This window comes from Flavobacterium sp. 90 (assembly GCF_004339525.1).
Lineage (GTDB): Bacteria > Bacteroidota > Bacteroidia > Flavobacteriales > Flavobacteriaceae > Flavobacterium.
Map to the genome: position 1 here is coordinate 5,583,335 of NZ_SMGE01000001.1, position 12,257 is coordinate 5,595,591.

The window sequence follows — 12,257 nt, forward strand, 5'->3', positions numbered from 1 at the left end:
AGGTAAAAATTCGCATAAATTCGTGAAATTTGTGGCAAACTCTTTTTATATATAAAACAAAAAACCATATTGCTTTTGGGTACAATATGGTTTTTGGTTAAATATTTTGAGTTCATAAACAATGAACTTTGATGGTTATATTTTGCTAAGCGTGAGCTTCATTTCTTTACTATCCAGTACCAGTTTGTCTTCTGTTATAGTACTTTCGCAAGGATATGGAGTACCAGTTTCATCTTTAATTACTAAACTTTTTCCTCCTTTTGTCAAAGCATAAGTACCATTATTGATTTCGCTCTGCAAATATCCGGTTACATGCCCGTCTTTAGTGAAGGTTAATGTTCCCTGAGTTAGAATTACATTTTTAATAGAATCAGTGATAGGCATTTTTGGCTCAACAGCGGTAACTTTCCAAGAGTTCACCAATTCATTTCTACTCTTATGACATGAAATCATTAATACTGCCACCATTGCAATTCCGAAGATAAATAATTTAGATTTTTTCATGATTTTGTGATTAAAGTTAAACTACAGAAAATTACAAAAATTTTTCTAATTAAAAATCTAAAAATCAAATATTTATAAATAACCAGGATTTGAATATGGAATTTTAAATTAAAATGACGTTTTTAATAAGAAGATAAAAAGAAAACATTGACGCCAATATATTTTACAAACATTGATTATCGTAGAGTCGCACAGCAATGCGTCTCCGCAAAGATTAGACACAATGATCAAGCACAGAGAATAGAACATAGAGAATAGAACATAGAGAATAGAACATAGAGAATAGATATTAGACGCACTGCTGTGCGCCTCTACAGAAAACCTTTGAACCTTTGAACCTTAATTTAAAGTTAACGCTCCCAAAATCTCTTCGTACAAAAATGGTCCTCCGGGATATTTCGCTGTATAATCCAGATTCATCCAAACCTGACCGCGATCATCAACGTGGTAATGTATTTTTTTGCCGTAACTTTCTTTGACAAAAAGCACGTTTTTAATCAAATAGTTGACTTTCTCTAAATCGATTAAAGAACCAATTAATATTTCAGGATAAATATGTCCTTTTGTATGGATTAATCGTGGAGTTCCGCCAATAGAACGCACTGCTGCAGCCATTAGAATAGAATGATCGTCACAATCTCCGGAGAAATATTCTAACGATTCACTTGCTGTCGCAATATAATCACCTTCTTTTGGGTCGTTGACATAATTCCAACGGCTATTAATCTCTTTAAAGACTGCAAAACACTGAATAATGGTTCTGTAATCAGAATATCCTTTTATACCTTTAAAATGCTTTGTAGTTGCCATAATAGCAAAATTCCGGACTTTTGGATTCTGATATTCGATGGCATTTATGATTTTTGATTTATTTGGAAACGGAAGCAACTTTGCCACAATAATATCCTGCGGAAAAGGATTATCAGACATTGTATAAATCATTGAATTATAATCCTCGGAAATCTCACTGAAGCCATAATTCCCGATAACAGTTCCGTAAACTAAAATCAATAAATAAACCGCGATACACAATATTATAATCGTTCGCAACAGCATTAAAAGAAAGAAAACTGCAGCAAAAACAAATATAAAAATGAATACACGATCTAAGTTAAAAGCCCAATTTAAATCAATTAAATTCTGGTGTAAAATGATAAAAATCGGGATTGTGATCAAAAGACTCAATATCATAATAATAACCCTATCCCAAGGTGATTTCACCTGTAACCTGGATTTTAATTGCGGAAAGTCAATTTTAGGGAATTTTATCATAAGAATCAAAAGCAGTTTTTTTACAGTGCTTTTACCGTTTCAACAAAAGTACTTTTTTTATCAATAATACCTAGGTCAAATAATTGATTTTGAATTTTAATAAATGCTTTTTCGCTCAAATGCTTTTGAGACCATTGTGTAAGCTTTAACCATTCCTGAATGTCTTCTAATTTTTGATTAAAAAGCTCCGATAAAGTTTTATCAATATCAGGAATCTGAGTAAAATCGTGCGTTGTATTGTTTATAATTTCAAGGATTTTTTCGACAGTTTTTGGATTCTTTTTCAAGAATTCGTCGCGAACGGTAATCACAAATGACGGCCATGGAGTAGGGCAGTCGCCAACACGTCTAAAAACGCCTTTATCAACAAGAGGTTTCGTCATAAAACGTTCCCACATAAAATAATCAGCAGTTCCGTTTGTCAGTGCTTCAACAGCTCCATCGATAGTATTTATAATTTCAAACTGTAAATTATCTGTTTCCCAGCCCTGTTCATGTGCATTTACATACGCCATTAACTGAGATCCTGACCCAATTCTTGAAATCGCAACTTTCTTATCTTTAAGATCATTTATAGTATGAAAATCTGATTTTGCAGCAACATGAATTCCCCAAATTAAAGGCGATTGCACATAAATCTGAACAATTTTACTTGGATTTCCAGCAACAATATCCTTTACAATTCCTTCCGTTAAAATAACCGCTATATCAGCTTCTCCATCACGCAGCATCTGACACATTTTACCAGTACCTTCCGGAATATTTTTCCATTGTAAATCAATGTTTTCAGCTTCAAATTCGCCATTTTCAATGCATAGATGCCATGGCAAATTGAAGTGTTCAGGAACACCTACAATTTTTACAGTTTTCATTATAGTTTAAGTTTAAGTTAAGTTTGGTATGCGTATTATAAGTTTGTTTGTGTTTTATTTAGGTTTAGTTTTTTAATAAATCTGCACGGTGTTTTTCAGAAAGACAAGGTTCTGCAAATTCTATTACTGAATTTGATTCATACTCATCTAAAATGCTTTTTACGATCGAATAATCGACTTCTTTTGTAATTTCGGCAGCAAGAAATGTCTCGTTTAGACTTTCTGAAATGCAATTAATTGATTTTAATTTTTCTCTGATTATTTCTTTATCAAAACCTTCGTCTAAAATTAAAATCTGAACAATTGAATTTCCGGAACTTTCAATTGTTTCTCTATGAATAAAGCACTTTTCGGTTTCATCATATTCTGCACGAAAAATATCATCCGTAGCAATCAAAGGTCCAAAAAATGGAATATTATCCAATTTATAATATCCTTTTTCTAAATCTATAATTTCAGCCCACATCGTTTCAGAAACTATTTCTTCGAGGTAAGTACTATAATATTTAAATAGGATTTTTTTATGCGTATCTGCCATTATTTCTTTTGTAATATTTTTTTTTTAAGCGCAATCTTTTTTTATTATCTAATTCTCAAATTAACTAATTATCTAATTAGTTAATTTCATTTATTATTGCTTTCAACGGTGATACAACAATGCGATAACCATCAGGATCGAGAAACATTTTTCCGTTTTCATTCCAGAAAGGATTACTTGCAGTTATTATTGAAATGTTATTATGTAACAATTGGCTAATCAATACATCATAATCTATAATTGATTTTGGATAAAGTACAATTACATCGTCCTGATCAAAGGTATGATTGGCTTTTTCATGGGATTTTGTAAATTCAAAATGCCAGTCCAAACCGGATTTTCCAACAAAAACACCGTCATAATTATTATGATTCTGAAAGTCTCCTAATAGCTCAAAACCAAGAATATCAACATAAAAGTTTACAATTCTTTCTAAATCATCAGTATGTCGGGCAACTCTCAAAAACATAATTTAAGCTTTTATCTGGTTTATATGATGTTCTAAATGTTCAACATAATCTGTCATCAGAAACTTTAAATCAATTACAGAACCGTCACTTAGCACAATTTCATAATCTAAAGCTTTCTCATCAACAGATTTCATAAGTCTGACAATCTGTTTATTAAGCACAAACCACAACTGCGTCAACTCGTCAATATCCATTGTTTGATATTGGTTTAAATTTACCAAATCTATTTGATTATATGGCCTGTGTTGATAAGGTTTTTCTACATAATTTATTTCTGTAAAACGAACCAGATTATGAATTGCAGAATCAACCAAATGTCCTAAAACCTCTTTTTTAGACCATTTTCCAGGTTTTCTTTCTTCTAAAGTATTTTGATTTATTGTTGGAAAATAAGAACCATTTTCCAATAATAATCTTTCAAATTTAAGAATAGCTTCTTGCATGAATAGTTATTTTTTATTGATTTCAGATCAACCTTCTATTTTTTCAATCAAAATTATAAAACAGATAAAAAGCATAAATCCAGCAAATAAATTTTTCTGAGCAGTAGTAAATCCATTTTTGTCAATACTTTCATCATCATTATCCCAATAATAATCTAAACTTTTAGGATATTTTTCTTCGATTGATGCATTTAGAAGCTGAAAAAAACTCCATCTAAATAAACCTCCCATACCTAAAGTAAATTTTCTTAGCGGTTTAAAAATCAAATGATCAAAGAAAAAAGTAAACATTAATTACCCGCCAGTTTATTCAATGTATAAGTAATCAATTCATCAACAGCTTTATAAGGATCTTCACTAAAAGTTCCTGATGCACGATTTGCAATAATAGCATTCAAAGACAAAGCATTATGTCCGAGAAGCGCCGAAAGCCCATAGATCGCAGCCGTTTCCATTTCTAAATTAGTGATTCTTTGGTTATCAAAATTAAAATTATCCATTTTATTGTTTAATTCCTCATCTTGAATATTCAAACGTAAAACACGTCCTTGTGGTCCATAAAATCCTCCGGCAGTTGCTGTAATTCCTTTAAAAATTTTATCAGATTCAATGATTTTTTCCAGTTTTTCAGAACACGCAATTGCATAAGGTTTTCCTTTTCTGATATCCCAATTAGTATGCGCAACAAAAGCATCTTCGATAGCAGCATTCGAAACTTCGTCGATCAAATAGGAGCGAAGCATATTGTCTAATCCTAATCCGAATTTAGACATTACGAAACTATCCACAGGAATATCATTCTGCAAAGAACCCGAAGTTCCGATTCTGATAATATTAAGCGAAGTCAGGTTTTCTTTAGGCAAACGAGTTTCTAAATCGATGTTTACCAAAGCGTCTAATTCATTAATAACAATATCAATATTATCAGGACCAATTCCGGTTGACATTACAGAAATTCTTTTTCCTTTATAGATTCCGGTTTGCGTTTTAAACTCTCTTTTTTGAGTTGAATATTCGATAGAATCAAAAAACTGAGTGATTTTCTCGACTCTATTTTGATCTCCAACAAAAATTATATCGTGAGCAATATGTTCAGGACGAAGGTTTAAGTGGTAAACGCTTCCGTCTGGATTTAGTATTAATTCTGAGTTTTGTATCATTTTTTTTGAGGTTCTGAGGTTCTAAGTGACTAAGGTTCTGAGGTTTTCTTTCGAGACGTATAACTTTGTGTCTTATTTTGCCCGCAGATTTAACGGATTGAACGGATTGTCACAGATTTTTATTTTTTTCTTTTAAGGTTTTGAGGTTTTTTATTGGGGTTTTATGATGTTTTTTTATTGTAGAGGCGCACAGCAGTGCGTCTTTTTTTTGCCCACGGATTTAACGAATTGAACTGATTGTCACAGATTTATTTTCTTTTAAGGTTCTGAGTTTCTAAGCAACTAAGGCGCTAAGTTTTTTTTCTGAAATTCCAAATTCCAATGATTGGAAATCTTTTTTTCAACACAAAGCTTTGCGATCTTAGCATTTTTATTGCCCAACGTTTCGGCATCAAATTATAATTCTTAGCGAGCTTTGCGGTTAAATTTTATAATCATCTGCAATCTAAAATCATTATCCACCCACACGTTTCGTTTTAAATCCTTTTGCTTTTAGGATTTCCATGATTTTGTCGCGATAATCGCCTTGAATAATGATTGAACTGTCTTTAAAAGTTCCGCCAACACTTAATTTGGTTTTGATTTCTTTGGCGAGAACTTTAAAATCTTCGTCAGATCCTTCATAACCTTCGATAATTGTGGTGGCTTTTCCTTTTCGTTTTTCAAATTTGCAAATCATAGGCTCTTTTTGAATATAAAGCACATGATCCTGCTCCTGAATTTCCTCAGGCTCATTTGATTCGACGTGATCGGGAAATAAGTTTTTTAATTGATCTTGTAAGTCCATAGAATTTTTATTCTAAAAATAAGTTTCAATAAATATAGTTTGTAAAAATTAAATTCCAAATACCAATTTACATTGGAATTTGGAATTTAAAGAATTGAGATTTAAAAAGTTTATTTTTTAATTAACCCTAAATCTACTAAACGTTCGTATAAATAATCTCCCGCTGTAATATCTTCGAATCTCTTAGGATTTTCAGCATCAATACAGTTTTCAAGACAATCCAGACGCATATCGCTTACCGGATGCATAAAAAACGGAACCGAAAAACGTGAAGTTCCCCATAATTCTCTAGGCGGATTTACAACCTGGTGAATCGTAGATTTTAGTTTATTGTTTGTATGTCTTGACAACATATCTCCAACATTAATTACTAATTCATCGTCTGCAGCGATTGCATCAATCCATTCGCCATCATGATTTTGAACTTGTAATCCTTTTCCCTGTGCACCCATTAATAAGGTAATCAGATTAATATCTCCGTGAGCAGCTGCACGAATTGCGTTTTCCGGCTCAGAAGTAATTGGTGGATAATGAATTGGTCTCAAAATAGAGTTTCCGTCTTTTGCATATTGGTCAAAATAAAATTCATCTAAACCTAAGTGCAAAGCCAAAGCTCTTAATACATAAACACCTGTTTTTTCAAGCATTTGATACGCTTCTTTACCTACAACATTAAAACGAGGTAATTCAGTCACTTCAACATTGTCCGGATATTCCGAAGCATATTTTGAAGAAGCATCAACATATTGGCCAAAATGCCAAAATTCTTTCAAATCACCTTCTTTGCGACCTTTAGCATGTTCTTTTCCAAAAGATACATAACCTCGTTGTCCGCCAATACCGGGAATTTCATAATTATGCTTAGTTTCCACTGGCAAAGCGAAAAATTTTCTAATTTCGCCATAAAGCTCGTCTACTAACTGATCGTCTAAAAAGTGACCTTTTAGGGCTACGAAGCCAATGTTTTCAAATGCACTGCCGATTTCATTTACAAATTTTTGTTTACGTTTCGGGTCGTCCGAAAGGAAATCACGTAAGTCTACACTAGGAATGTTTTGCATACTTTACATTTTTATTTAAAGATAAAAGGTCAATTAAGACCTTTCAATAACAAAGGTAGAGAATATTTTATATTTGAATTTTAAAAGTTAGAATAAAATTAAAAATATCTAACAAAAAGAAATAAAATTGTTATAATTTTCTATATTTGAAATACTTAAACAGCGGATCAAATGATTTTCTATAAACAGAACCTTTCTGATACTCAATTATTAGACTTATATAAAAAAATTCTAAAACCTCGTTTGATCGAAGAAAAAATGCTGATTCTGATTCGGCAGGGAAAAGTCTCAAAATGGTTCTCCGGAATCGGGCAGGAGGCAATCGCTGTGGGAGTTACTGCTGCATTAGAAGACAATGAATACGTCTTGCCAATGCACAGAAACCTGGGCGTTTTTACGACCAGAAACATTCCGCTGTATCGATTATTTTCGCAATGGCAGGGAAAAGCAAATGGTTTTACTAAAGGAAGAGATCGCAGTTTTCATTTTGGAACGCAGGAATACAATATTATCGGAATGATTTCGCATTTAGGTCCGCAATTAGGAATCGCAGACGGAATCGCTCTTGCCGATAAACTTCAGAATAATAAAAAAGTCACAGCCGTTTTTACCGGTGAAGGCGCTACAAGTGAAGGAGATTTTCATGAAGCATTAAATATTGCTGCTGTCTGGAAATTGCCTGTAATGTTTATCATCGAAAACAATGGTTACGGACTTTCGACTCCAACAAATGAACAATATTCCTGCGAAAACCTTGCTGATAAAGGTATTGGCTACGGAATCGAAAGTTATATTATTGATGGAAATAATATACTTGAAGTCTACAATAAAATTTTGCAGCTCAAAGAACACATGCAACAAGATCCGCATCCGGTTTTATTGGAATTTAAAACCTTTAGAATGCGCGGACATGAAGAGGCGAGTGGCACAAAATATGTTCCCGATGAATTATTAAGAAAATGGGCAACGCAAGATCCGGTCGATAATTACAGAATGTTTCTTTTAGAAGAGGGTATTTTGACTGAAGAACATGACGCAGCTTTCCATGAAGAAATTAAACATGAAATCGAAGAAAATTGGGCTATTGCAAATGCAGAACCTGAAATTATTCCAACTTATAGTGAAGAATTAAAAGATGTGTATGAACCTTTTCAATATGAAGAAGTTAATACAGAATCAGAATCTAAGAATATTCGGTTTATAGACGCTATCAGAAACAGTTTAGACCAATCAATGCAACGCCACGAAAACCTGGTTATTATGGGTCAGGATATTGCCGAATATGGTGGTGCATTTAAAATTACAGAAGGCTTTGTTGAAACGTTTGGGAAAGAGCGCGTACGTAATACTCCAATTTGCGAAAGCGCTGTAATATCTGCCGGAATGGGTTTATCAATCAACGGATATAAAGCAATTGTCGAAATGCAATTTGCCGATTTTGTTTCTACAGGATTTAATCCAATTGTAAATTTATTGGCAAAATCACATTATCGCTGGGGCGAAAAAGCCGATGTAGTCGTTAGAATGCCTTGCGGCGGCGGAACTCAGGCTGGACCATTTCATTCACAGACAAATGAAGCCTGGTTTACCAAAACTCCGGGTTTAAAAGTCGTATATCCTGCGTTTCCATATGATGCAAAAGGATTACTGAATACTTCGATAAATGATCCAAATCCGGTTTTGTTTTTCGAACATAAACAATTGTACAGAAGCGTTTATCAAGACGTTCCAACAGATTATTATACAATTCCATTAGGAAAAGCGGCTTTATTAAAAGAAGGAAATGCTATAACCATTATCGCTTTTGGTGCTCCGGTTCATTGGGCATTAGAAACTTTGGCAAAATATCCTGAAATTGACGCTGATTTAATCGATCTAAGAACTTTACAACCTTTAGATACTGAAACTATTTTTGCTTCAGTTAGAAAAACAGGAAAAGTAATTATTTATCAGGAAGACACGCTTTTTGGTGGAATTGCCAGCGATATTTCGGCTTTAATTATGGAAGAATGTTTCGAATATCTTGATGCTCCCGTAAAAAGAGTTGCGAGCTTAGATTCGCCAATTCCGTTTACTAAAGCGCTGGAAGATCAGTTCTTACCAAAAGATCGTTTTGAGAATGTTTTATTAGATTTATTAAAATATTAGACCCAAATAGTAAATAGTTTTGCATAAACAACATTTTTTTTATCTTTAAACAATAAAAAAATAATTTATGAAAAAACTATTCGTTTCTTTCTTTGCAATGACTTTACTTTTTTCTTGTAATAAAAGTACTAAGTCTAATGAGGATAAAGCTTTAGATCAAAAATTTGATACTTATAAAGATGGTTTTGTAACCGCTTTATGGAAAATTAGTCCAAATTGGGCTTCTAGTGTTGGCTATCATAAACTAGATAGTGTTTTGACTATACCAAATGATAATCAGAAAAAAATAACACTTGAGTTTGTCAATGCACAATTAGATTCTTTGAAAAAATTCAATATTGACGAGTTATCGGACAATAACAAAACCGATTTTCATTTGATTAAAAATGAACTTGAAAGCGATATTTTCAGCATTACTGAATTAAAAGCAGGCGAGTGGGATCCTTCCAGTTATAATGTTTGTGGTGCTTTTGCCGAAATTTTAAATGGTACTTATGACACTCCAGAGATTCGTTTACGTGCTTTTAATGCAAAAATGAATAATATTCCAGCATATTATGAAGCTGCGAAAAACAATATCAAAAATCCAACAGTTGAACATACAGAACTTGCCATTGCTCAAAACCTTGGCGGATCGACTGTGTTTCAGGATGAACTAAAAACAGCATTAGATAAAAGTAAATTAACTGATGTTGAGAAAAAAGAAATGCTTGCCAAAGCACAAGTTTCTGTGAAAGCAATTGCTGATTACGCAAATTGGTTAAAAAATCTACCGAATAAAACACCTCGTTCTTTTAGACTTGGAGCAGCATTATATGCTAAGAAATTTAATCATGACATTCAATCAGGTTATTCTGCCGATGAAATTTTTAAAATTGCAGTAGATCACAAAAAAGATTTACATGATAAAATGTTTGTTCTGGCTGATAAACTTTGGACAAAATACAAGGGAACTGAAGCAAAACCTGCTGATAAATTGGAGTTAATTAAGCAAGTAATCGACAAAATCTCTTTGCAGCACACAACGCCTGAGAAATTTCAATCTGAAATAGAGAAGCAAATTCCGGAATTAACAGCTTATGTAAAAGCTAAAGATTTATTGTACATAGATCCTTCAAAACCACTTGTAGTACGCAAAGAACCGGCTTATATGGCAGGAGTTGCCGGCGCGTCTATTTCGGCTCCGGGACCTTATGACAAAAATGCAAATACGTATTACAATGTAGGAAGTATGTCTGGTTGGACTCCGGAAAATGCAGAAAGTTATTTGCGTGAATACAACAATTACATCCTTCAGATTCTTAATATTCACGAAGCAATTCCCGGACATTATACACAGCTCGTTTATAGCAATCAATCTCCAAGTATCATCAAATCGATATTATCAAATGGCGCTATGGTTGAAGGTTGGGCGGTTTATGCAGAAAGAATGATGCTTGAAAGTGGTTATAAAAATTCTGACGAAATGTGGTTGATGTACTATAAATGGAATTTAAGAGCAACTTGCAATACGATTCTAGACATTAGTGTTCACACCAAAAATATGTCTAAAGAAGATGCATTGAAATTATTGACCAAAGAAGCTTTTCAGCAACAAGCTGAAGCCGATGGAAAATGGAAACGCGTCACTTTATCCCAAGTGCAATTATGTTCTTACTTTACAGGATATACTGAAATTTATAACCTTAGAGAAGAACTTAAAAAACAAGAAGGAGACAAATTTAATCTGAAAAAATTTCATGAAAAATTCCTGAGTTTTGGAAGCGCTCCAGTAAAATACATAAAAGAATTAATGCTTTCTAAAGAATAAATTCAAAAGCCTATCAAGTGATCAACTGATAGGCTTTTTTTTTGTTTTTTTTGTCATTTCGAGCGAAGGGAGAAATCACACAACAAACTCTACAATCTAAATCGCAAATCTTTGCCGAATCCCGCGTATGATTTACTTCGCTCGAAATGACAAAAATGCGAATAAAACCCGTGTGAATCCGCGTTTTCGCGATAGCGAATCAGTGTCATCCGCGTACCATATACGCGTGTGATTTACTTCGGTCGAAATGACAAAAAAGCAAATAAAACCCGTGTGAATCTGCGTTTTCGCGATAGCGAATCAGTGTCATCCGCGTGCCATATATGCGTACGATTTACTTCATCTGTTCGCTATCGCTCGGGTCTGCTCGCGTCGAAATAACAAATTCTAGAATTGAACTTTTAAACAAACTAAGTTTGGACTTCTAAACAAAGTTGGCAATTCTTTTTATAATGAAATTTGCATTACTAATTCTTGATAAATTGACAAATTCTAATAATGATAAATTTCAATTTGGAGGAATAAAAATTTAATTTAAAAAAATATGAAAGTTATTATAACTGGTGCCACAGGAATGGTTGGTGAAGGTGTTTTGTTTGAATGCCTTGAGAACGACACAGTAAAAAAGGTTTTAATGGTAAATAGAAAACCATCGCCTGTAAAACACCCAAAATTGACGGAGTTAATTGTTCCAAATTTTATGGATTTAACAGCTTTTGAAGCTCAACTTACAGGTTATGACGCTTGTTTTTATTGTGCCGGAATAAGTTCTGTTGGTATGGATGAAGCAAAATTTACGCAAATAACGTATGACACGACAATAAGTTTTGCGAGTAAACTAGCTTCTTTAAATCCGAATATGGTTTTTACTTATGTTTCCGGAAGTCATACTGATACTTCAGAAAAAGGCAGAGTAATGTGGGCGAGAGTAAAAGGAAAAACTGAAAATGATTTATTGAAATTACCATTTAAAAAAGCGTACAACTTTAGACCGGGTTTCATGAAACCATTCAAAGGGCAAAAAAATGTAAAAGCCTTTTTTAAACCGTTGATTTTCTTGTTTCCGATTTTACTTCCTACAAAGTCATTAACGTTAAAACAAGTAGGACAAGCAATGATAAACTGCGTAGTTCGTGGATATTCGAAAAATATACTCGAAATCGATGATATAAAAATCGCTGCAAAATAACTC

13 protein-coding genes are annotated in these 12,257 nt (G+C 33.1%); 3 read left to right on the plus strand and 10 right to left on the minus strand.

What is annotated here, in order from left to right; translation table 11 throughout:
- Positions 1 to 135: 135 nt before the first annotated feature.
- The 10 genes from C8C83_RS22680 to C8C83_RS22725 form a co-directional block, all read right to left on the minus strand.
- Positions 136 to 504, minus strand: a complete 369-nt coding sequence (locus C8C83_RS22680) for a hypothetical protein (RefSeq protein WP_121330819.1) — start codon at positions 502 to 504, stop codon at positions 136 to 138.
- A 339-nt stretch (positions 505 to 843) separates the two neighbouring features.
- Positions 844 to 1,776 (minus strand): transglutaminase, encoded by a 933-nt coding sequence (locus C8C83_RS22685; RefSeq protein ID WP_121330820.1) that lies wholly within the window; start codon positions 1,774 to 1,776, stop codon positions 844 to 846.
- A gap of 20 nt (positions 1,777 to 1,796) precedes the next feature.
- The gene (locus C8C83_RS22690; RefSeq protein WP_121330821.1) at positions 1,797 to 2,648 is read right to left on the minus strand and encodes a substrate-binding domain-containing protein; all 852 of its coding nucleotides are present in this window, start codon (positions 2,646 to 2,648) and stop codon (positions 1,797 to 1,799) included.
- Positions 2,649 to 2,712: 64 nt separating this feature from the next.
- Positions 2,713 to 3,186 (minus strand): DUF4265 domain-containing protein, encoded by a 474-nt coding sequence (locus tag C8C83_RS22695; RefSeq protein WP_121330822.1) that lies wholly within the window; start codon positions 3,184 to 3,186, stop codon positions 2,713 to 2,715.
- Positions 3,187 to 3,262: 76 nt separating this feature from the next.
- A complete protein-coding gene (locus C8C83_RS22700) occupies positions 3,263 to 3,655 on the minus strand; it encodes a VOC family protein (protein ID WP_121330823.1) in 393 nt (130 codons plus the stop codon).
- Positions 3,656 to 3,658: 3 nt separating this feature from the next.
- Entirely contained in the window at positions 3,659 to 4,099 is a 441-nt protein-coding gene (locus C8C83_RS22705; protein ID WP_121330824.1) for a DinB family protein, read from the minus strand.
- Between the two features lie 27 nt (positions 4,100 to 4,126).
- Entirely contained in the window at positions 4,127 to 4,390 is a 264-nt protein-coding gene (locus tag C8C83_RS22710) for a hypothetical protein (RefSeq protein WP_121330825.1), read from the minus strand.
- Positions 4,390 to 5,259: a nucleoside phosphorylase gene (locus C8C83_RS22715; RefSeq protein ID WP_121330826.1), complete on the minus strand. Its 870-nt coding sequence runs from the start codon at positions 5,257 to 5,259 to the stop codon at positions 4,390 to 4,392. Before C8C83_RS22715 ends, C8C83_RS22710 begins: the two co-directional genes overlap by 1 nt.
- A gap of 454 nt (positions 5,260 to 5,713) precedes the next feature.
- Positions 5,714 to 6,046: a translation initiation factor gene (locus C8C83_RS22720; RefSeq protein WP_121330827.1), complete on the minus strand. Its 333-nt coding sequence runs from the start codon at positions 6,044 to 6,046 to the stop codon at positions 5,714 to 5,716.
- Between the two features lie 110 nt (positions 6,047 to 6,156).
- Complete coding sequence (locus C8C83_RS22725) at positions 6,157 to 7,107, minus strand: 2-oxoglutarate and iron-dependent oxygenase domain-containing protein (protein ID WP_121330828.1); 951 nt, start codon at positions 7,105 to 7,107, stop codon at positions 6,157 to 6,159.
- Between the two features lie 171 nt (positions 7,108 to 7,278).
- Here C8C83_RS22725 and C8C83_RS22730 point away from each other — a divergent pair, with 171 nt between their 5' ends.
- From C8C83_RS22730 to C8C83_RS22740, 3 genes are all read left to right on the plus strand, one after another.
- Positions 7,279 to 9,255, plus strand: a complete 1,977-nt coding sequence (locus C8C83_RS22730; RefSeq protein WP_121330829.1) for a dehydrogenase E1 component subunit alpha/beta — start codon at positions 7,279 to 7,281, stop codon at positions 9,253 to 9,255.
- 67 nt (positions 9,256 to 9,322) lie between these two features.
- Positions 9,323 to 11,065 (plus strand): DUF885 domain-containing protein, encoded by a 1,743-nt coding sequence (locus C8C83_RS22735; RefSeq protein WP_121330830.1) that lies wholly within the window; start codon positions 9,323 to 9,325, stop codon positions 11,063 to 11,065.
- Positions 11,066 to 11,609: 544 nt separating this feature from the next.
- A complete protein-coding gene (locus C8C83_RS22740) occupies positions 11,610 to 12,254 on the plus strand; it encodes an NAD-dependent epimerase/dehydratase family protein (RefSeq protein ID WP_121330831.1) in 645 nt (214 codons plus the stop codon).
- The last annotated feature ends 3 nt before the right edge of the window (positions 12,255 to 12,257 follow it).